Origin of the sequence: Streptococcus oralis, assembly GCF_001578935.1 — a bacterium.
Classification (GTDB): Bacteria; Bacillota; Bacilli; order Lactobacillales; family Streptococcaceae; genus Streptococcus; species Streptococcus oralis_R.
Genome location: NZ_KQ969521.1, coordinates 895,370 through 916,349, shown reverse-complemented (window position 1 = coordinate 916,349; position 20,980 = coordinate 895,370). Strand labels below are relative to the sequence as shown.

The 20,980-nt window shown below is 41.0% G+C and carries 17 protein-coding genes and 2 pseudogenes; 15 read left to right on the top strand and 4 right to left on the bottom strand.

Annotated elements, in window-relative coordinates; genetic code table 11:
* The 6 genes and pseudogenes from SORDD15_RS04560 to metK all read left to right on the top strand — a co-directional run.
* The coding region (locus SORDD15_RS04560) for a PTS transporter subunit IIBC (protein ID WP_231097632.1) at positions 1-1,947 on the top strand (1,947 nt) is incomplete at its 5' end.
* Between the two features lie 51 nt (positions 1,948-1,998).
* Positions 1,999-2,814, top strand: a complete 816-nt coding sequence (locus SORDD15_RS04555; RefSeq protein ID WP_061414837.1) for an endonuclease/exonuclease/phosphatase family protein — start codon at positions 1,999-2,001, stop codon at positions 2,812-2,814.
* A gap of 103 nt (positions 2,815-2,917) precedes the next feature.
* A complete protein-coding gene (locus SORDD15_RS04550; RefSeq protein WP_061414835.1) occupies positions 2,918-4,312 on the top strand; it encodes a DEAD/DEAH box helicase in 1,395 nt (464 codons plus the stop codon).
* A 222-nt stretch (positions 4,313-4,534) separates the two neighbouring features.
* Positions 4,535-5,009, top strand: a pseudogene (gene tnpA / locus SORDD15_RS04545) (IS200/IS605 family transposase).
* Between the two features lie 345 nt (positions 5,010-5,354).
* Complete coding sequence (locus tag SORDD15_RS04540) at positions 5,355-6,734, top strand: VWA domain-containing protein (protein ID WP_061414832.1); 1,380 nt, start codon at positions 5,355-5,357, stop codon at positions 6,732-6,734.
* Positions 6,735-7,036: 302 nt separating this feature from the next.
* The gene (gene metK, locus SORDD15_RS04535) at positions 7,037-8,227 is read left to right on the top strand and encodes a methionine adenosyltransferase (protein WP_061414829.1); all 1,191 of its coding nucleotides are present in this window, start codon (positions 7,037-7,039) and stop codon (positions 8,225-8,227) included.
* A 74-nt stretch (positions 8,228-8,301) separates the two neighbouring features.
* Here metK and SORDD15_RS04530 read toward each other — a convergent pair whose 3' ends face one another.
* On the bottom strand, positions 8,302-8,601 hold the full coding sequence (locus SORDD15_RS04530) for a DUF1827 family protein (RefSeq protein ID WP_061414826.1): 300 nt from the start codon (positions 8,599-8,601) through the stop codon (positions 8,302-8,304).
* Positions 8,602-8,660: 59 nt separating this feature from the next.
* Positions 8,661-9,113: an NUDIX hydrolase gene (locus SORDD15_RS04525; RefSeq protein ID WP_061414823.1), complete on the bottom strand. Its 453-nt coding sequence runs from the start codon at positions 9,111-9,113 to the stop codon at positions 8,661-8,663.
* Between the two features lie 176 nt (positions 9,114-9,289).
* On the opposite strand from SORDD15_RS04525, the gene SORDD15_RS04520 reads away from it, so the two are divergent.
* Positions 9,290-10,192, top strand: coding sequence for a helix-turn-helix transcriptional regulator (locus SORDD15_RS04520; protein WP_061414819.1), 903 nt, complete (start codon positions 9,290-9,292; stop codon positions 10,190-10,192).
* A 54-nt stretch (positions 10,193-10,246) separates the two neighbouring features.
* On the top strand, positions 10,247-10,861 hold the full coding sequence (locus SORDD15_RS04515; RefSeq protein WP_061414816.1) for a GyrI-like domain-containing protein: 615 nt from the start codon (positions 10,247-10,249) through the stop codon (positions 10,859-10,861).
* A 42-nt stretch (positions 10,862-10,903) separates the two neighbouring features.
* Here SORDD15_RS04515 and SORDD15_RS04510 read toward each other — a convergent pair whose 3' ends face one another.
* Complete coding sequence (locus tag SORDD15_RS04510) at positions 10,904-13,171, bottom strand: ATP-dependent Clp protease ATP-binding subunit (protein WP_061414813.1); 2,268 nt, start codon at positions 13,169-13,171, stop codon at positions 10,904-10,906.
* Positions 13,172-13,408: 237 nt separating this feature from the next.
* Positions 13,409-13,639, bottom strand: a complete 231-nt coding sequence (locus SORDD15_RS04505; protein WP_000443577.1) for a DUF1797 family protein — start codon at positions 13,637-13,639, stop codon at positions 13,409-13,411.
* Positions 13,640-13,828: 189 nt separating this feature from the next.
* Between SORDD15_RS04505 and SORDD15_RS04500 the strand changes: the two genes are divergently transcribed.
* The 7 genes and pseudogenes from SORDD15_RS04500 to SORDD15_RS04470 all read left to right on the top strand — a co-directional run bounded on the left by SORDD15_RS04500 (position 13,829) and on the right by SORDD15_RS04470 (position 20,980).
* Positions 13,829-14,512 (top strand): amino acid ABC transporter permease, encoded by a 684-nt coding sequence (locus SORDD15_RS04500; RefSeq protein ID WP_001011622.1) that lies wholly within the window; start codon positions 13,829-13,831, stop codon positions 14,510-14,512.
* A complete protein-coding gene (locus SORDD15_RS04495) occupies positions 14,512-15,246 on the top strand; it encodes an amino acid ABC transporter ATP-binding protein (RefSeq protein WP_061414810.1) in 735 nt (244 codons plus the stop codon). The genes SORDD15_RS04500 and SORDD15_RS04495 overlap by 1 nt, the downstream gene beginning before the upstream one ends.
* Positions 15,247-15,279: 33 nt before the next feature.
* Positions 15,280-15,600: pseudogene (locus tag SORDD15_RS04490) on the top strand (TfoX/Sxy family protein).
* Between the two features lie 148 nt (positions 15,601-15,748).
* A complete protein-coding gene (locus SORDD15_RS04485) occupies positions 15,749-16,606 on the top strand; it encodes a bifunctional methylenetetrahydrofolate dehydrogenase/methenyltetrahydrofolate cyclohydrolase (protein WP_061414807.1) in 858 nt (285 codons plus the stop codon).
* Between the two features lie 4 nt (positions 16,607-16,610).
* A complete protein-coding gene (locus tag SORDD15_RS04480; RefSeq protein WP_061414804.1) occupies positions 16,611-17,387 on the top strand; it encodes an HAD hydrolase family protein in 777 nt (258 codons plus the stop codon).
* Positions 17,388-17,439: 52 nt separating this feature from the next.
* On the top strand, positions 17,440-18,291 hold the full coding sequence (locus tag SORDD15_RS04475) for an NAD(P)H-hydrate dehydratase (protein ID WP_061414799.1): 852 nt from the start codon (positions 17,440-17,442) through the stop codon (positions 18,289-18,291).
* A 199-nt stretch (positions 18,292-18,490) separates the two neighbouring features.
* Positions 18,491-20,980 (top strand): bifunctional DnaQ family exonuclease/ATP-dependent helicase, encoded by a 2,490-nt coding sequence (locus SORDD15_RS04470; RefSeq protein ID WP_061415676.1) that lies wholly within the window; start codon positions 18,491-18,493, stop codon positions 20,978-20,980.

The window sequence follows — 20,980 nt, the reverse complement described above, 5'->3', positions numbered from 1 at the left end:
AGCTGGGCAAAAGAACGTGCAGGTGGTGCATTTGCAGCCGGGCTTGCCTTTATCTTGATTAACCGTATCACAGGTACTATCTTTGGAGTTACAAGTGATATGCTGAAAAACCCTGAGGCTATGGTCACTACTCTCTTTGGGGGCTCAATCAAAGTTGCTGATTACTTCATCAGTGTTCTTGAAGCACCAGCATTGAACATGGGTGTTTTTGTAGGGATTATCTCTGGTTTTGTAGGGGCAACAGCTTATAACAAATACTACAACTTCCGTAAACTTCCTGATGCCCTTTCATTCTTTAACGGGAAACGTTTCGTACCATTTGTAGTTATTCTTCGTTCAGCAATCGCTGCAATCGTACTTTCAGCTTTTTGGCCAGTAGTTCAAACAGGTATCAATAACTTTGGTATTTGGATTGCCAACTCTCAAGAAACTGCGCCAGTTCTCGCACCATTCTTGTATGGTACTTTGGAGCGTTTGCTCTTGCCATTTGGTCTTCACCACATGTTGACAATCCCAATGAACTATACAGCTCTTGGTGGAACATACGAAATCCTTACTGGTGCAGCTAAAGGAACTCAAGTATTTGGTCAAGACCCACTTTGGCTTGCTTGGGTAACAGACCTTGTTAACCTTAAAGGTTCAAATGCTGACCAATACCAACACCTTCTTACAACAATCACCCCAGCTCGTTTCAAAGTTGGTCAAATGATCGGTTCATTCGGTATCTTGATGGGTATCATCGTTGCTATCTACCGCAATGTTGACGCTGACAAGAAACACCAATACAAGGGTATGATGATTGCGACAGCCCTTGCAACATTCTTGACAGGGGTTACTGAACCTATCGAGTATATGTTTATGTTCATCGCAACACCTCTTTACCTAGTGTATGCTCTTGTTCAAGGTGCTGCCTTTGCTATGGCGGATATTGTTCACCTTCGTATGCACTCATTCGGTTCAATTGAATTTTTAACTCGTACTCCGCTCGCTATCAACGCTGGTCTTGGTATGGATATCATTAACTTTATCTGGGTAACTGTCCTCTTTGCAGTCATCATGTACTTCATTGCCGACTTCATGATTAAGAAATTCAACTATGCAACTCCAGGACGTAACGGAAACTATGAAACTGCTGAAGGAGCATCAGAAGATGCAGCTCCAGGAGAAACAAAAGTTGCAGCAGCTTCTCAAGCTGTAAATATCATTAACCTTCTTGGTGGTCGTGCAAACATCGTAGATGTAGATGCATGTATGACTCGTCTTCGTGTAACTGTTAAGGATGCAGATCGTGTTGGTACTGAGGAACAATGGAAAGCTGAAGGAGCTATGGGTCTTGTCATGAAAGGACAAGGTGTCCAAGCTATCTATGGACCAAAAGCTGACGTATTGAAATCTGATATCCAAGATATCCTTGACTCAGGTGAAGTAATTCCTGAAACTCTTCCAAGCCAAATGACAGAAGCTCAAAAGAATACTGTACATTTTAAAGGTGTAACTGAGGAAGTTTACTCAGTAGCTGACGGTCAAGTTATTGCCTTGGAACAAGTGAAAGATCCAGTCTTTGCTCAAAAAATGATGGGTGATGGTTTTGCAGTAGAACCAGCAAATGGAAACATTGTATCTCCAGTTACAGGTACTGTATCAAGTATCTTCCCAACAAAACATGCTCTTGGTCTTGTGACTGAAGCAGGTCTTGAAGTATTGGTTCACATTGGTTTAGACACAGTAAGCCTTGAAGGAAAACCATTTACTGTTCACGTTTCTGAAGGACAAAAGGTTGCAGCAGGTGATCTTCTTGTGACAGCTGACTTGGATGCTATCCGTACAGCAGGTCGTGAAACATCAACAGTGGTTGTCTTTACAAATGGTGATGCTATCAAATCAGTTAAATTAGAACAAACAGGTTCTCTTGTGGCTAAAACAGCAGTTGCTAAAGTAGAATTGTAATATACTCGAGGTTGGAATCTGTTTTCTAACCTCTTGTTTTAGGAGAAAAGCATGAAATTTTTAACACTCAATACTCATAGTTGGATGGAAAAAGAAGCAGAGGAAAAATTCCAGCTCTTGCTCCAAGATATTCTTGACAAAGCTTATGATTTAATTTGTTTTCAAGAAATCAATCAAGAAATGACTTCGCCGGAGGTAGAGGTTAACAATCACTATCAAGCTTTGCCATCAGCAGAACCTATTCATCAGGATCACTATGTACGGCTCCTGATTGAAAAATTGGCTGAGAAAGGGAAAACCTACTACTGGACTTGGGCTTACAATCATATCGGCTATGACCGCTACCATGAAGGTGTAGCCATCTTATCCAAAACACCGATTAAGGCGCGTGAAATTTTAGTGTCAGATGTAGATGATCCAACGGACTACCATACTCGCCGTGTTGCCTTGGCGGAGACAGAGGTTGAAGGCAAGGAACTTGCTCTTGCAAGTGTCCATCTCTCTTGGTGGGATAAAGGTTTCCAAGAAGAGTGGGCACGATTTGAGGCTGTATTAAAAGAATTGGACAAACCTCTGATTTTAGCAGGTGATTTTAATAATCCAGCTGGTCAGGAAGGTTATCAAGCGATTTTAGCTAGCCCATTAGGAATACAAGATGCGTTTGAAGTTGCAAAAGAAAGAAGTGGTAGCTATACCGTTCCACCAGAAATTGATGGTTGGAAAGGCAATACTGAACCACTACGAATCGACTACGTCTTTACGACCAAAGAGTTAGAAGTAGAGAGTTTACAAGTAGTTTTTGATGGAGAAAATAGTCCACAAGTCAGTGATCACTATGGTTTGAATGCTGTATTGACCTGGAAATAAAAATGAAAGGAAGTAATTCCTTTCATTTTTTGTTTCTCGAACTGGACTACTGAAAATGTTTAAAATATGGTATAATGGTTAGATGAATAGAATTGAGGATAATATGTCATTTACGAAATTTCAGTTTAAAAACTATATAGAAAAGGCATTGGAGGAGTTGAAGTTTGCGACTCCTACCGAAGTTCAGGAAAAGTTGATTCCTATTGTCTTGGCGGGTCGTGACTTGGTGGGCGAGTCAAAAACAGGTTCAGGAAAAACCCACACTTTCTTACTCCCCATTTTTCAGCAATTAGATGAAACCAGCGATAGTGTGCAAGCAGTCATTACTGCACCAAGTCGTGAGTTAGCCACTCAAATCTACCAAGCAGCTCGTCAGATTGCAGCTCACTCAGATGTCGAAGTTCGTGTGGTTAATTATGTAGGTGGTACGGATAAGGCGCGTCAGATTGAAAAACTTGCCAGCAACCAACCACATATCGTTATCGGAACGCCAGGTCGCATCTATGACTTGGTCAAATCTGGTGATTTGGCTATTCACAAGGCCAAGACCTTTGTAATTGATGAAGCGGATATGACCTTGGATATGGGCTTCTTGGAAACCGTTGATAAGATTGCAGGAAGCCTTCCAAAAGACTTGCAATTCATGGTTTTTTCAGCGACTATTCCACAAAAATTGCAACCGTTCTTGAAGAAATACTTGTCAAATCCTGTCATGGAAAAAATCAAGACTAAAACAGTTATCTCAGATACGATTGACAACTGGTTGATTTCGACCAAGGGCCGCGACAAGAATGCTCAAATTTATCAGCTGACTCAGTTGATGCAGCCTTATTTGGCAATGTTCTTCGTTAATACCAAAACACGTGCTGATGAATTACATTCTTATTTGACAGCTCAAGGTTTAAAAGTGGCAAAAATCCATGGAGATATTCCCCCACGGGAGCGCAAGCGGATCATGAATCAGGTGAAAAATATGGATTTTGAGTACATTGTCGCAACGGACTTGGCAGCGCGTGGAATTGACATTGAAGGGGTCAGCCATGTTATCAATGATGCCATTCCGCAAGACTTGTCCTTCTTTGTTCACCGTGTTGGACGAACTGGACGCAATGGTCTACCTGGTACAGCGATTACCCTTTACCAGCCTAGTGATGACTCGGATATCCGTGAGTTGGAGAAATTAGGAATCAAGTTTACTCCTAAGATGGTCAAAGACGGAGAGTTTCAAGATACCTATGACCGTGATCGTCGTGCTAATCGTGAAAAGAAGCAGGATAAGCTTGATATTGAAATGATTGGCTTGGTTAAAAAGAAAAGAAAAAAGTCAAACCAGGCTATAAGAAGAAGATTCAATGGGCGGTGGATGAAAAACGCCGCAAAACCAAGCGTGCTGAAAATCGCGCACGTGGGCGTGCTGAGCGAAAAGCCAAACGCCAAACATTTTAAAAACTCAGTAGAATCACCTGACTCTACTGAGTTTTTATTATGTGACTATTAGTCCGTCTCGCTCCATTAGGTGCGAGACAAAAAAACCACCCGCTATGCGGGTGCGCTATCTACGGTTATACCAAAAAACTCCAAACGCGATACAATAAAGGTGTTCAAGTCAATTGTAAAGCGAAAGGAGAAGAAAAATTATCCAGTGGATGATTTTTGCCGAAACCTAAAAATAAAGAAGTTGAGGGCACAAAAGGCACATAGTTTATCACACACAAAGTGGATGTGTTCTATCATATTGTGTTCACCCCTAAGTATAGACGAAAAATCATTTATAAACAATATCGAAGTAGTTTGGGAGAAATATTCCACCGATTATGTAGTTATAAAGGTGTTGAGATTATCGAAGGTCACTTAATGCCTGATCATGTACATATGTTAGTCAGTATTCCACCGAGGATAAGTGTTTCAAGTTTCATGGGGTATTTAAAAGGTAAAAGTGCACTCATGATGTTTGACAAACACGCCAACCTCAAGTATAAGTTTGGAAATCGGCATTTCTGGGCAGAAGATTATTATGTAAGTACAGCAGGACTTAATGAAGCCACAATTAGGAAATATATTCAAGATTAAAGAAATGATCCAGTGGATGATTTCTTCACGAGTCTAAAAAGAGAAGAACGAGTAAAGCATGATATAGCACTAGACTCTTAAGTGTAAAAGAATATGAGGCTCCCTTTAGGGATAGTGGTAAGTAGTACCAAGGTCTCTTTAAGAGGCAAGTGACGAGTCAAGAGCAATGAGGCTTGAACAACGTGAAAGCCAGCGTCTTTAGGCGCTGGCTGGTAATGTGGGCTTATAGCTCTGGTGCAAACCACCCGTTAGACGGGTGGTTATGATTTTACGAAATATTCAAAATTGGTAATAATTATATATTTTAAATAATTTGAATCATAAAACAGTAACTGTTTTAAAGCTTGTTTTTAGACTGATATTTTATTTAAAACGTAAGGAAAAAATTGAAAACTATACAAATTTGTGTTATTATACTATAAAACAATCGGATTATACTATTTGATCCGTAAAAAGAAAAGGGGACTTCTATGGATAAAACATTTATGAAACAACAACGTTTTTCATTCCGTAAAATGAAAGTTGGGTTGGCTTCTGTAGCAATTTTGTTTGCTTTTGCTCAGGTAGGACAAGTGTCTGCAGATGAAACAACAAAACCGGCATCTACTTCAACTGAAACAGTAAAGAAAACTGAAGCAAGTAAATCGGCAGTCGAAACTGCTGTAGCAGAAATCAAAGCTGACGAGGCAAAACCAGTCGTTAACAAATCAGATGCAAAACCTGGAGAACTTGTTGATGTTTCTAAGAAGGTTTCACCTATTGACGTGAAAGAACGCCAAGAAGGTGATCAAAAGATTCATGAAGAAACTGCAACAGTAGAAGTTACAAAGACAGAAGTGGCACCTGTAAAAAGCGAAGAACTTCCTGCTCCAAAGACTGAAACAACTGAGAGTACAGTGAGTGGGAAAGATGAAGATGGAAATTCTTATACCCAATATGAACGTGTTGATAAAACAACTACAGTCGAAATCAAGAAAGCGACAAGAACGATTTCAAAATCTAAATCAGCCGATATCGTTTTTGTTGTTGATCGTTCGCTCTCAATGCAGACTGTTATTGATACTGTCCGAGATAATGTTAATGAGTTTGTTAATAATCTCTCGAAAGATGGTGTGGCAGCACGCTTTGGTTTAGCAACATTTAGCGATGAGGTTTATGGGCGTAAGTATAAAAAAACAAATGAAGGTACAATTCTAACAAAATTTGGTGGCTCTTATTTCACATCTGATCCAGCTGAACTAAAAAAAGCACTCGCTGCAATTGAGCTTGCTCATGGAGGAGATTCTAAGGAAACGTCAACACCTGCACTAAATCAAATTGTTTCGACATATGATTGGTCTAAATCACCTAAAAACAAAAAGTTTGCGGTCCTATTATCAGATAATCCAATTAAAGAAGATCCATCAGTTCCAAAAATTGCAGATACAATTGCAACATTAACTGCAAATGGTATTGAGAGAATTGTAGTAACGTCTAGCATATTTAAAAAAGACTACAAGGATTTTACTAATGATGATAAAATTCTGGATTACCGTAAGAAATTTGGAGATACCTTGACTAAAGATGTGGCGTCTTTGATTGTTGAAACTGTGACTGAAGGACACAATTACAAGGTAACGAAAGATAATTACCAATTCTACCTAGAACGCCGTACAACACTACCTATTGCTCAGACAGGAAGTGCGACTCCAACTTCCACAGTTCAGGTAGCTACAGCTTATAAAAAAGAAGTGGCGAAACTCCCTGATACAGGAAGTATTGATACAGCAAACTATGGTATTGTAGGACTTGGCCTCCTAATGGCTGGACTTGGCTTAACTGTAAGCAATAGAAAGTCAAAGGAACAGTAAGTCTAACTGGAAGATTGTTTGTAAGAACATTGTGATAAAAAATAGGTAGTTTGTAAACGAAGTATGCAGATAAGCATAGGTATGATCTTCTGTATTATGGAGTACAAACCGAATTTTTATGACGAGAAAAGAGCCGTAAGGTTCTTTTTTTCGATTTAGAGAAAATACTGCAAAAAAAAGTAAAAAGTGGTATAATGATAAGGTTATATAGTCCCGATAAGGTGGTAGGTATTCATTACTAGTAGTTTTCCTATCAGTACTTTGTAACTCTATAACAATATTTTTTAAGGGGGGACATTTTTATGTCAGAACGTAAATTATTCACGTCTGAATCTGTATCTGAGGGGCATCCGGATAAGATTGCAGACCAAATTTCAGATGCGATTTTGGATGCTATTTTAGCAAAGGATCCAGAGGCGCACGTTGCTGCTGAGACAGCTGTGTACACGGGTTCTGTCCATGTTTTTGGTGAAATTTCTACGAATGCCTATGTAGATATTAACCGTGTGGTTCGTGATACCATTGCAGAGATTGGTTATACCAATGCAGAATATGGTTTTTCTGCGGAGACGGTGGGAGTTCATCCGTCACTTGTTGAGCAGTCACCAGATATTGCCCAAGGTGTTAACGAAGCCTTGGAGGTCCGTGGAAATGCAGACCAAGATCCACTTGACTTGATTGGAGCTGGAGATCAAGGTCTCATGTTCGGGTTTGCAGTGGATGAGACAGAAGAACTCATGCCTTTGCCAATCTCACTTAGCCACAAGTTGGTTCGTCGTTTGGCAGAACTTCGTAAGTCTGGTGAAATCAGCTATCTCCGTCCAGATGCCAAATCACAAGTTACAGTTGAGTATGATGAAAATGACCGTCCGGTACGTGTGGACACAGTCGTTATTTCAACTCAGCACGATCCAGAAGCTACTAATGAACAAATCCACAAAGATGTGATTGACAAGGTTATCAAAGAAGTTATTCCAGCTTCCTACTTGGATGATCAAACAAAATTCTTCATCAATCCGACTGGCCGCTTTGTAATTGGTGGACCTCAAGGAGACTCAGGTTTGACTGGTCGTAAGATTATCGTGGATACCTATGGTGGCTACTCTCGTCATGGTGGTGGTGCCTTCTCTGGTAAGGATGCGACGAAGGTGGACCGTTCAGCCTCTTATGCAGCTCGCTACATTGCCAAGAATATCGTGGCAGCAGGTCTTGCTAAGAAAGCAGAAGTGCAATTGGCTTATGCTATCGGGGTAGCGCAGCCTGTTTCTGTTCGTATTGATACTTTTGGTACAGGAACAGTAGCTGAAAGTAAGCTTGAAAAAGCAGCGCGTCAAATCTTTGACCTTCGCCCTGCAGGAATTATCCAAATGCTGAATCTTAAATGTCCAATTTACCGTCAAACAGCGGCTTATGGACACATGGGACGTACAGATATTGACCTTCCATGGGAACGTTTGGACAAGGTAGATGCTTTGAAAGAAGCAGTGAAATAAAATGAAAAAAGATTGGTAGTTGCATACTGCCAATCTTTTTTGTGAGTGAAAACCAGCTTTCCCGACCAATCTTCTTATTTTATAGGGATTGAAATCTCAATCAATTTATCTGAATAGATAGTTTTGATATTGGCTTCGTCTACGGTTCCTTTATCTATTTTACGTTTCATGAAAAAGTCTTGGATAATTTCGATTTCAGAGTCACGAATAGCCCGGTGTTTGTTTGAAATGAGGATTTCATAGTGAAGCGGGGCTTGTGTAAAAACCACATCAGTATTTCCTGCAGAATAGACTTCAACAAGTGTTGCGTCTGTGCTTTCTAATTGACTTTTAACGAGATGCGAGTGCGAGTTTGTCGTATTGATGAGCTTCATAGTATACCCTCCTGTATTTCTAACTCTATTATAGCACTTTTTGGATAAAATCGTGTATTTTAGTCAATCCCATGCTGGATTTTCCATGCTTCAATGCCCCATTTGTGGCTACCACGTTTGAGTTTTTCAATTGCTTCATCAATAGGAAACCAAGCAATATGATTAAAATTTTCCAATGGTTTTTGTACTTCTTGGAAAGAAATAGCTTCATAGAGGTAAGCTGGATTGTAGTAGTAGGTATCACGGTGGCGAGAGTAGAAATACTCATCAGCTTGCCCATAATAGGTTCCAATCTCAGCTGTAAAGCCAAGTTCTTCGATTAGTTCTCTCTTCAGTGCTTCTTGATGATCTTCGCCTGCTTCAATCTCTCCACCTGGCAAGAACCAAGCACCATTGGGAGCTTGGACTAAGACGATTTGTTTTTTTTCTGCATCAGGAATAACTGCGTACACACCATGGCGGGGCTGGTAGGTCACATTCTCTTTTTTATCACCAAAAGTTGGGTTTGCCATTGCATTTTCCTCATTCTCTAGTATCTTTATTATTATCATAATGGACGAGGCGCTAGCTGTCAAGAATAAACCAACGAACTTGTGCAGAAAAAGCTACTTTGTCTTGATCAATACTTGTCTCGTTAAATTTTCCAATCCTAGCACTACAACTGGTATAATAAAAGAGAGGTGATTTTATGGCAGAATCAAGACTATTTCGTATCCTATATCTACTTTTAGAAAAAGGCAGTACAACGGCTCCTGAATTAGCCCGATTATTTGAAGTATCTGTACGAACGATTTATCGTGATATCGAGCGGTTGAGTATGGCGGGGATTCCCCTTTATTCGATACCTGGGAAGGCGGGCGGAATCTTTTTAATGAAAGACTTTGTTCTGGATCGTGCTCTCATATCTGAGGATGAAAAAATAGAACTTCTGTCAGCTTTGCAAGGGATTCAAGCCCTGACTGATGATAGGCAAGACCTGTTACTTGAAAAATTGGAATCTATTTTTCAAGTTTCTACCAGTCCTTGGATAGAAGTAGACTTGACTGACTGGAGAAAGCGAGAAGGTCAAAAAGAATTATTTGATAACATCAAACAAGCTATTCTTGAGAAAAGACGGCTGGTAATCACTTATCTAGGTGGGGGTGGTCAGAAAACGATTCGTGCAGTTGAACCTTTTAAACTCGTATTTAAAAAGAGAGATTGGTATCTTCATGCCTACTGTTGTTTGAAGGAAGAGTGGCGTTTTTTCAAATTGTCTAGAATTAGGAATTATCACCTAACAACTGAAACTGTGAAGCAGAAAAATGTGCTGGATTCCGTTGATAGTTCAGATCAAGTGGCAAATCAAATCGAAGTTTCCTTGAAGTTTAGCCCCAAGCTTGCTTTCCGGGTTTATGAAGATTTTTCAGAAGATGAGATTAGTTTGGGGAGAGATGGCTACTACTATGTCAAGACAGTCTTACCAGAGCACGAAAGTCTGTATACTTACCTTCTATCTTATCTAGATGGGGTGGAAACACTCGTCCCCAATCATCTGAAGAAGGAATTGCTTTCTAGATTAGAAAAAATCCAAAAACTTTACAAATCTTGACAGAAGATGTCAGGTTTTTGGTGCTATACTAGAGATAGAAAGGAGAAGAACCAAATGAAGTACGAATGGAGAAAAGAAGCGAAAGATCTTTATCAAGTGAAGGCTAAGCCCACTATATTGCAGGTATCTGGTCAATCCTATATCGTGATTGATGGTAAAGGCGATCCAAACCAAGAAGATTTTTCAGAACGAGTAGGGGCCTTATATGTCTTAGCCTATGCGATAAAGATGAAGTATAAAAAAACTCCTCTGGATGAGGTTTACACTGATTTTACTGTCTTTCCTTTAGAAGGTATCTGGAAAAAGGAGAAGGAAGGAGAACTGGTAAAAAGTGAGCTTTCTTATAGTATTATGATTGGGCAACCCGATTTTATTACGAGAGAACTATTTGAAAAAGCTTTGGAAGAGGTCAAAATCAAGAAGCCAAATCTTCTTTATGAGGCTATTCGTTTTGAAATGATAGAAGAAGGCCAAATCCTTGCTATGCTTCATGTAGGACCTTTTGATACTGAAAATGAGACTTTTGCAGAGATGGAGCATTTTTGTCAACTTCATAAACTCAAAAGAACTTCGGAAGTCCACCGAGAAATCTATCTCAATAATATTCATCGAACGGAGCCAAGTAAATTGAAAACAATTCTTCGCTATCAAGTTCAAGAAGAGAATTAAAAAAGAACAGGAAATCTTGTTTCCTGTTCTTTTTTACGAGTTCTAATCTTCTCTTTCAGAAGCAATTTCTTCTGCTTTCTCGATTTTTTTGGCAGATTTGATTTGAATCTTACCATTGCTTGTCATAACTGCCTTGAGTTCTTTTTCACTTGGGTTTTCAAGGTAGTAGTCTGTGATGGCATCCTCGATATGGTCTTGAATGGTACGACGGAGTGGGCGTGCTCCCATTTTTGGATCATATCCCAAGTCAACCAACTTTTCCTTGACCTTATCTGTCACATCGAGATGGATGTTGTTACTAGAGAGGCGTTTGTTGACATCCGCTAGCATAAGTTCGACGATTTGGAGAAGGTTGTCCTTGCTGAGAGGTTTAAATTCGATGATGCCGTCAAAACGGTTCATAAACTCTGGGCTAAAGAAGTTACCGAGTTCACCGAGAACAGAGTTGGTTCGACCTTCACGAGCTGCCCCAAAACCAACACTGGCTTCGGCCTTACCTGTACCTGCATTTGAGGTCATGATAATAATGGCGTCCTTGAAGCTAACGGTACGTCCTTGCCCATCTGTTAAACGGCCATCGTCCAAGACTTGGAGGAACATGTGCATCACATCTGGATGGGCTTTCTCGACTTCATCGAGAAGGATGAGAGAGTAAGGATTGCGACGAACTTTTTCTGTTAATTGACCCGCTTCATCGTAGCCTACATAACCTGGAGGGGCACCGACTAATTTAGCCACGCTGTGTTTTTCCATGTATTCGCTCATGTCAAAGCGAATCATGCTGTCAGCAGAACCAAAGAGCTCAATGGCTAGTTGTTTGGAAAGTTCTGTCTTACCGACACCAGTTGGTCCGACAAAGAGGAAGCTTCCGATTGGGCGGTTAGGAGTTCCAAGTCCAACACGATTTCGACGGATGGCTTTGGCAATCTTATCGACAGCTTCATCTTGACCAATGACATGAGCTTTGAGGTCGTCTGCTAGATGGATAAGCTGAGATTGTTCCTTTTCTTTGAGTTCTCCAACAGGGATATTGGTTTTCTGCTCAATGATATGTTCAATGGTTTTCTCGCTGATGATTGGAGTATCCTGATCGGTCACCTTGTTCTTTTGCATTTCCTTGTACTTGGCAATCTGATCGCGGAAATAAGCGGCTTTTTCAAAGTCTTCCTCTCGTGTAGCTTGAGCCTTGAGATTTTCAGCCTCAATTAAGCGCTGATCAATCACTTTAGGATCAATAAAGTTCAGCGTCAGATTCATCTTTGAACCAGCTTCATCTAACAGGTCAATAGCCTTGTCTGGTAAGAAGCGGTCTTGGATGTAGCGGTTGGAAAGATTTGCAGCAGCTTCGATAGCAGCATCAGTATACTTGACGTGATGGTAGTCTTCGTATTTCTTTTGAACCCCTTTAAGGATGATAATGGTTTCTTCGACAGTTGGTTCATCTACCTTGACAGGTTGCATACGGCGCTCTAGGGCAGCATCTTTTTCAATGATGCGGTATTCATTGAGAGTAGTGGCACCGACCAATTGCAATTCACCACGGGCAAGGGCTGGTTTGAGGATATTTCCTGCATCCATATTGCCATCGCCCGCCGAACCTGCACCGACAATTTCATGGATTTCATCGATAAAGAGGATGATGTCCTCTCGTTTGCGGATTTCTTCCATGAGCTTTTGCATACGTTCTTCAAATTGGCCTCGGATCCCTGTTCCTTGAACTAGACTGACCACATCCAAACGGATAACTTGCTTGCCTTGGAGTTTGTGTGGTACATCGCCATCAACGATTTTCTGAGCTAGACCTTCGACAACGGCAGTTTTACCAACACCTGGTTCTCCGATAAGGACAGGATTATTCTTGGTTCTACGATTGAGAATCTCGATGACACGGATAATCTCATCATCGCGCCCAATAACGGGATCGATATCGCCACGACGGGCAATCTCAGTTACGTTGATACCAAATTCTTCAAGCAGGCCTTTTTCTTGGCTTGGAGGCGGAGTTTGGGCAGGTCCACGATTTTGGGAACCATAACCGCCGTTTCCACCGTAACCTCCACCTGATTGGGTCGGGGGAGTAGGAGGAGTGTTGTTAGAAGGTCTGAAATTGTTTAGATCGTTGAAGAAATCGCCGAAAGGATCAAAGTCATGATTGTTTAAGTCAGTCATTCCTTTAAAGAGGGTATTATTTGGATCTGTTTTGATAATTTTATAGCAATTTTGACAGAGATCAATTTGCTTTTGTTGTCCATTGATATTGGTATACAGATGAATTGTTGAGTCGTTAATTTTACAGTTTTGACAGAGCATACATCTACCTCATTTCATTCTTATTCTTGGCCTAAGAAAAAGGTCAAGAATAGTCAAAGTTTTATACTCTCATTATAGCATGATTAAGGTGTAAAGCAAGTAAAAAGATTGGGAAGTGGTCGTTTTTAAAAGACGGATTCATGGAGAATCAAGCGACATTGAAGTTAAGAAAAAATCCCATTTGCGGTGACAAAAAGGATTCTCATTCATCGGGCCTTACTGCCCGTTGTTTTTATATTAGTAAAGGAGTTCGTAGATCTCCATTGCAATCAAATCAATGCTATCAAAGGTATAAGTTTCACGAGCTTCTACATCGCGAAGGGTGAAGAGTGATCCGTTTTCTTCGTCGTGGCTGTATGCAACTTCTGCGACGACAACACCTTCACGTTCAAAATTACGTTTTAGATTTCCACCATCTTTTGTCATTGCTTCTAGGCGGTTAATGATTCTAACCAAATGTGATTCCATTTTGATTCTCCTCCATTTCTTATCGTTTCTATTTTACCATAAACAAGAGGTAGTTGACTAGAAAAAAACTGTGATTTCTCTCTATTTCTCCATTCTATCAAGTTAATTGTTAAAATTAGAGAAAAAGGATTGCATTTTAATTCAATTCATGTTATAATCATACAAAAATGCATAGAAAGTTGATTGAATATGAATTTTTCTTTTTTACCAAAGTATTTACCATATTTTAACTATGGTGCTCTGATTACCGTTTTGATTTCCATCCTTGTTGTCTGCTTAGGGACCATTATAGGTGTGTTACTGGCCTTTGCTCAGCGATCACGCTTTAAACCGCTCGTTTGGTTTGCAAATGTGTATGTTTGGATCTTCCGTGGAACTCCGATGATGGTTCAAATAATGATTGCCTTTGCTCTTATGCATATCAATGCTCCGACTATCCAAGTGGGAATTTTAGGAGTTGATCTTTCTCGTTTGATTCCTGGTATTCTGATTATTTCTATGAACAGTGGAGCTTACGTTTCAGAAACTGTTCGTGCGGGGATCAATGCGGTTCCTAAAGGGCAGTTAGAGGCCGCTTACTCTCTTGGTATTCGTCCGAAAAATGCCATGCGTTATGTCATTTTGCCACAAGCTATCAAGAATATTCTTCCAGCTCTTGGAAATGAATTTATCACCATTATCAAGGATAGTTCTCTCTTATCAGCGATTGGGGTGATGGAGTTATGGAACGGTGCAACGACTGTAGCAACAACAACTTATTTACCATTGACTCCCCTTTTATTTGCAGCCTTTTACTATTTGATTATGACCTCTGTTTTGACAGTGGCGTTGAAAGCATTTGAAAAACATATTGGACAAGGAGACAAAAAATAATGGCAGAAACCTTGATTAAAATTGAAGAACTACATAAGTCTTTTGGGAAAAATGAAGTTTTAAAAGGCATCAATCTTGAGATTAAACGTGGAGAAGTTGTGGTCATTATCGGTCCGTCAGGGAGCGGGAAATCAACTCTCCTTCGTTCGATGAATCTCCTTGAAAAAGCAAGTAAAGGTAAGGTTATCTTTGAAGGAGTTGATATCACTGATAAGAAAAATGACCTTTTTGCCATGCGTGAAAAGATGGGCATGGTATTCCAACAATTCAACCTCTTTCCCAATATGACGGTGATGGAAAATATCACGTTGTCACCAATTAAAACCAAAGGTGAAAGCAAGGAAGTTGCGGAGAAAAGAGCACAGGAACTGTTAGAAAAAGTTGGTTTGCCAGATAAGGCAACGGCCTATCCACAGAGTTTGTCAGGTGGTCAGCAACAACGGATTGCCATTGCACGTGGACTTGCTATGGAACCAGATGTTTTGCTCTTTGATGAGCCGACGTCAGCCCTAGACCCTGAGATGGTTGGAGAAGTTTTAGCCGTTATGCAAGACCTTGCCAAGTCAGGGATGACTATGGTGATTGTGACGCATGAAATGGGCTTTGCGCGTGAGGTAGCAGACCGTGTTATCTTTATGGCGGATGGAGTTGTTGTCGAAGATGGTACGCCAGAAGAGATTTTCGATCAAACAAAAGAACAACGGACCAAGGAATTTTTGAGTAAGGTTTTGTAATACTTCATTTTTAGAAGAAATGGAATAGGCATCATGGCTTCCAGTAAGGAATATTTAGATTTCATTCTCGAACAGCTATCAGAGCTAGAGGAGATGAGTTATCGTCCAATGATGGGATAGTATATCCTTTATTAACGTGGGAAGATTATTGGGGGAATCTATGATAATCGTTTGTTACTGAAGCCTGTGAAGGTGGTCATGGATCAACTGAGACAGACTAGACTTGAACGTCCTTATGAAGAATCTAAGGAGATGATTTTGATAGAAGACATTGAAGATAAGTCATTTCTAACGAGATTAATCAAGGAGATGTATGAAGTCTTACCGGCTCCAAAAGTCAAAAAGAAAGCATGACAGATTTACCTAGTATAAATAGGCACAAAAGCTCGATATGAGCTTTTTCTTATAGTTTCAGACTATAAGGTCTATTAGTCAAGAAATGTTAGAATGACAAGGTATTTTTTGTTATAATAAAGGATATTTGATAGAAAAGAGAAGAGATATGGCACAGATTATTGATGGGAAGGCTCTTGCAGCTAAGTTACAAGGACAGTTAGCTGAAAAGACTGCCAAACTAAAAGAAGAAACAGGTTTAGTTCCAGGCTTGGTGGTGATTTTGGTGGGGAACAATCCAGCCAGCCAAGTCTACGTTCGCAACAAGGAACGGTCAGCTCTCGCTGCTGGCTTCCGTAGTGAAGTAGTGCGAGTTCCTGAAACCATTACACAAGCGGAATTGTTAGACTTGATTGCCAAATACAATCAAGATCCAGCTTGGCATGGGATTTTGGTCCAGTTACCATTACCAAGACATATTGATGAAGAGGCCGTTTTATTAGCCATTGACCCTGAAAAAGACGTGGATGGTTTTCATCCCCTAAACATGGGTCGCCTCTGGTCTGGTCATCCAGTTATGATTCCTTCAACACCAGCAGGAATTATGGAGATGTTTCATGAGTATGGGATTGATCTAGAAGGTAAACATGCGGTTGTTATCGGTCGCTCAAATATCGTTGGAAAACCGATGGCTCAGCTTCTTTTGGCTAAAAATGCAACAGTGACCTTGACTCACTCACGTACCCATCATCTTGCCAAGGTGGCTGCTAAGGCGGATATTCTTGTGGTTGCAATCGGTCGCGCTAAGTTTGTGACTGCTGACTTTGTCAAACCAGGAGCGGTTGTCATTGACGTTGGGATGAACCGAGATGAAAATGGCAAGCTTTGTGGAGATGTTGATTATGATGCTGTTGCACCACTTGCTAGTCACATCACACCTGTACCTGGTGGAGTTGGTCCTATGACCATTACTATGCTTATGGAGCAAACCTATCAGGCAGCGCTTCGAACACTGAACAAGGATTAGGAAGATGAAATTCGTATTTGACCTGGATGGAACGCTATCTTTTGACTACATGACCATAGATGAGGAGATTCAGCAGGTTCTTTTAAGGGCTGAAGATTATGGGCATGAGGTTGTGTTTGCTTCAGCTCGCTCTTATCGGGATTGTTTGGGTTTATTAGGTTCCGAACTCAGTCAGCGCTTGGTCATAGGGTTGAATGGAGGCGTAGCCTATCATCTGGGGAAGGCTATCTTTAAAAGGAATCTCGATGCTAAAGTTTATCAGGCGCTAGTGGATTATTGCCAGACTTATAATCTCCCTTTCTTTGTAGATGATTGCTTTGACTATAGTGGTCAGATTGTGGAGAAGATTCCATTTATTTCCAGTGTGGATCCCCTAAAGGTGGCTCGTCATCAGAAACTCGATGACTTAGGGACTCCGATTAAGGTAGTCGTTTATATGGGCGACCACGAGGAGTTGCTTGATGATCTGCTTGGTCAGCTAGAAAGGCTGGGGCAGGCTCATCTCTCCTATCATGCGCATGAAAAGTGCCTTTATGTTAATCCCTTGGATACTCATAAGGCGACAACTGTTGAAAAGTTATGTGGGGAGAACTTCATCGCTTTTGGAAATGACCAAAACGATATTGAACTATTTAAAACGTCTCTCTATTCAGTCCAGATAGGAGATTTTGCTGGCCTTACTCCATATGCAGATGACACGTTAGAGCTAAAAGGAGCTCCTTATCCAGCAGTGGCAGCTAAAATTTTACAGACCTTTGCGGAATTTAAGGGAAATAGATAGAAGGAGGTTTGCCCCTCCTTTTGTAGTATAATGGAGTGAGAGGGAAAAATCGATGAAAGTGATTGATCAAGCTTTATTAGAAAAGGTCATTATTGAACGGCCTCGTCACAGCCACAAGGGAGATTACGGGCGTCTGCTCTTGCTGGGAGGGACCTATCCATATGGAGGAGCTATCATTATGTCAGCCATTGCAGCTGTTAAAAGTGGGGCAGGGTTGGTGACTGTTGGTACAGATAAGGAGAATATTCCGGCTCTGCACAGCCATTTACCTGAGGCCATGGCTTTCTCTCTTCAAGACCAGCAATTGTTAGAAGAACAGTTGGTAAAGGCAGAAGTTGTCTTGTTAGGTCCGGGTTTGCGAGAGGATGCATTTGGAGAAGAACTCGTAAAACGGGTATTAGATAGGCTCAAAAATGACCAGATTTTGATTGCAGATGGCGGTGCTTTGGGCATCTTAGCAAACGGCCAGTTACCATTTCCTTCCAGTCAGCTCATCCTAACTCCCCACCAAAAGGAATGGGAAAGACTGTCTGGTATAGTTCTTGACCATCAAAATACAGAGACGACTGCTAGGGCTCTTTCAGCTTTTCCTCAAGGAACGATTCTTGTCGAGAAAGGTCCAGCGACTCGTATCTGGAAAGCTGGTCAGCCTGAATATTATCAGTTAGAAGTTGGAGGTCCCTATCAAGCAACTGGTGGGATGGGAGATACTCTGGCTGGGATGATTGCAGGTTTTGCAGGTCAGTTTCACCAAGTCAGTCTCTATCAGAGAGTGGTGGCAGCAACTCACCTTCATTCAGCTATTGCGCAAGAACTAGCTCAAGAAAACTACCTTGTCTTGCCTACCGAAATTAGTAAAGCTCTTCCGAAAACAATGAAAAAAATATCTCAAAAAGGCAGCTAATACCTTAGTTGTCTTTTTATGTTGATGTAGCTTTGTTAATAAGGTTTTCAAATACCTCAGAACCAGGAATCAACTGCTGAACTTGCGTGAAATTCTCACTTTTAAGGTCTGGGTTTTTACTCAAACTCACAAGGAAAGTGAGATTGTTATCAAAGTTGAGGGGTGTCAAATCATGCTTTTTTTGATATAATTTTTAATGATGAATGCGAGAAATGATCGGTATGTAGTCGTTGATTTAGAGGCGACCAGCACCGGAAGCAAGGCAAAAATTATTCAAGTAGGCATTGTGGTGATTGAGAATGGTGACATCATCGATCAGTATGCGACCGATGTCAATCCCCACGAACCCTTGGATTCTCATATCAAAGAATTAACGGGTCTGACCGATCAGCGTTTGGCTGCGGCACCAGAATTTTCTCAGGTGGCCGGAAAAATTTTTGAATTGGTTAAGGACGGTATTTTTGTTGCGCACAATGTACAGTTTGATGCTAACCTTCTTGCAGAATTCCTCTTTTTTGAAGGATATGAATTGCGTACACCGCGGGTGGATACAGTTGAGCTTGCCCAGATTCTGTATCCTCAGTTTGAAAAGTATAACTTAGGTATCCTTTGTCAAGAGCTGGGCATTGAGCTGGAACATGCCCATACTGCCCTATCAGATGCTCAGGCAACAGCTGAACTCTTGCTTTACATGCGTCAAAAACTTTTTGAACTACCTAAAGGGCTTTTAGAAAGCTTGTTAGACCTTGCAGACAACCTTCTCTATGAAAGTTATCTGGTGATTGAGGAGGTCTATCAGCAACAATCTCTCTTGTCTTCGCCAGACTTGATGGAACTTCATGGGCTTTTTCTCAGAAAGGAAAGCAAAGGCTTAGTCCCACGAAAGTTATCCAAAGACTTTGCTAAAAATATTTCTTTATTGGGGCTGGAGGAGCGACCGCAACAGTTGGAATTTGCGGAGAAGATTGAGCAATTATTGGAAGAACACCAGACATCCTTTATCCAAGCCCAAACGGGACTGGGCAAGACTTATGGTTATCTCCTCCCAGCTTTGAACTTGGAGAGTCAAGCAGGTATCCTAGTGAGCGTTCCGACCAAAATTCTTCAAAATCAAATCATGCAAGAAGAAGGTCAGCGTTTAAAAGAGGTCTTCCATCTGGAAATTCATAGTCTCAAGGGGCCTCAAAATTACTTGAAATTGGATGCTTTTCACCAAGTCCTCCATCGACCGGAGTCCAATCGTCTATTTACTCGCTTTAAAATGCAGTTACTTATCTGGCTAACAGAGACAGAGACAGGTGATTTGGACGAAATCGGGCAACTTTATCGCTACCAGCATTTTCTACCAGAACTAGTCCACGATGGCAAGCTTTCAAAGAAAAGTTTATTTGCTATGGAGGATTTTTGGAAACGAGGGCAGGAAAAGGCCAAGACCAGTCGTGTTCTTCTGACCAATCATGCCTATCTGGTCACTCGTTTGGAAGACAATCCAGAGTTTGTTGATAACCGTTTGGTAATTTTGGATGAAGCTCAAAAAATGCTGCTAGCCCTTGAAAATCTAGCCCAGCAGGCTTACCGCCTTGAGGAACTTGTAACTCAAATTGAAAAGTCCTTAGAGTCAGAGGAAGATTTGGTTCAGAAACGCTTGCTTGAGAGTATAGGTTTTGAATGTCGTTACTTGATGGAGCAGTATCAATCAGGTCTTAAGAATGGAAAGTGGTTGGATTCTCTTGAACAGTTGCGCCAGCATTTCTCGGAGTTAGCTCTCCCAGAGTATAGAGAGATTGCAAACTTTTTCACCTCGGACCGTGAATTTTGGCTTGCTGCAACTGAGAAGTCTAGCAAGGACGTCTTGATTTGTTCAAGCAAAAAAGGACGCTTTATACTAGCAGATTTATTGCCAGAAGACTGTAGGCTCCTAGGAGTATCTGCCACTCTTGAAATCAGCAATCGGGTTTCCCTAGCAGATTTATTGGGATTTCCAGATGCTCCGCTTGTTAAGCTTGATGTAGCAAAGCAGGGGCAACAAGAAGTCTTTCTAGTCGATGATTTTCCTCTTGTGACAGAAGTTTCACCTTTTGACTATGCTAGTGAAGTGGCTTCTGTTATCCGAAGCTTACAAGCCTTTCAAGAACCTATACTGGTCTTGTTTACCTCAAAAGAAATGTTACTGGCAGTTTCGGACCTGCTCGACCAATCGCATCTAGCTCAGTATAAAAATGGGGAACCAAGCCAACTGAAAAAACGTTTTGAAAAAGGTGAACGCCAGATCTTGCTTGGAACAGGTAGTTTCTGGGAAGGGGTTGATTTTTCAACACATCCTTGCGTGATTCAAGTGATTCCGAGATTGCCTTTCCAAAATCCCCAAGAACCTTTAACTAAAAAATTAAACCAAGAACTGCGCCAAGAAGGGAAAAATCCTTTCTATGATTATCAGTTGCCGATGGCGATCATTCGGCTAAAACAAGCCCTGGGCCGTACTGTTAGACGATCTGACCAAGGTTCGATTGCTCTAATCTTAGACAGCCGTGTCGTCAGCAAGCGTTACGGCAAACAAATCGCTCAGGCCTTGTCAAAAGAAAGGGCGGTTCAGGTTCTTTCTAGAGAACAGCTAGAGCCTGCTGTAGCTGATTTTCTCCAATCTCGTCGCAATAGAATGAAAGAAAAATCCAAGAAAGAGAAAAGGTAA

What these genes read in the sequence shown, in the direction of transcription:
- SORDD15_RS04510 (WP_061414813.1), bottom strand. Translation starts at nt 13,171, where the DNA reads ATGCTCTGTCAAAACTGTAAAATTAACGACTCAACAATTCATCTGTAT.
- SORDD15_RS04520 (WP_061414819.1), top strand. Translation starts at nt 9,290, where the DNA reads ATGGCAGAATCAAGACTATTTCGTATCCTATATCTACTTTTAGAAAAA.
- SORDD15_RS04485 (WP_061414807.1), top strand. Translation starts at nt 15,749, where the DNA reads ATGGCACAGATTATTGATGGGAAGGCTCTTGCAGCTAAGTTACAAGGA.
- SORDD15_RS04505 (WP_000443577.1), bottom strand. Translation starts at nt 13,639, where the DNA reads ATGGAATCACATTTGGTTAGAATCATTAACCGCCTAGAAGCAATGACA.
- SORDD15_RS04475 (WP_061414799.1), top strand. Translation starts at nt 17,440, where the DNA reads ATGAAAGTGATTGATCAAGCTTTATTAGAAAAGGTCATTATTGAACGG.
- metK (WP_061414829.1), top strand. Translation starts at nt 7,037, where the DNA reads ATGTCAGAACGTAAATTATTCACGTCTGAATCTGTATCTGAGGGGCAT.
- SORDD15_RS04470 (WP_061415676.1), top strand. Translation starts at nt 18,491, where the DNA reads ATGAATGCGAGAAATGATCGGTATGTAGTCGTTGATTTAGAGGCGACC.
- SORDD15_RS04550 (WP_061414835.1), top strand. Translation starts at nt 2,918, where the DNA reads ATGTCATTTACGAAATTTCAGTTTAAAAACTATATAGAAAAGGCATTG.
- SORDD15_RS04480 (WP_061414804.1), top strand. Translation starts at nt 16,611, where the DNA reads ATGAAATTCGTATTTGACCTGGATGGAACGCTATCTTTTGACTACATG.
- SORDD15_RS04525 (WP_061414823.1), bottom strand. Translation starts at nt 9,113, where the DNA reads ATGGCAAACCCAACTTTTGGTGATAAAAAAGAGAATGTGACCTACCAG.
- SORDD15_RS04555 (WP_061414837.1), top strand. Translation starts at nt 1,999, where the DNA reads ATGAAATTTTTAACACTCAATACTCATAGTTGGATGGAAAAAGAAGCA.
- SORDD15_RS04495 (WP_061414810.1), top strand. Translation starts at nt 14,512, where the DNA reads ATGGCAGAAACCTTGATTAAAATTGAAGAACTACATAAGTCTTTTGGG.
- SORDD15_RS04515 (WP_061414816.1), top strand. Translation starts at nt 10,247, where the DNA reads ATGAAGTACGAATGGAGAAAAGAAGCGAAAGATCTTTATCAAGTGAAG.
- SORDD15_RS04530 (WP_061414826.1), bottom strand. Translation starts at nt 8,601, where the DNA reads ATGAAGCTCATCAATACGACAAACTCGCACTCGCATCTCGTTAAAAGT.
- SORDD15_RS04540 (WP_061414832.1), top strand. Translation starts at nt 5,355, where the DNA reads ATGGATAAAACATTTATGAAACAACAACGTTTTTCATTCCGTAAAATG.
- SORDD15_RS04500 (WP_001011622.1), top strand. Translation starts at nt 13,829, where the DNA reads ATGAATTTTTCTTTTTTACCAAAGTATTTACCATATTTTAACTATGGT.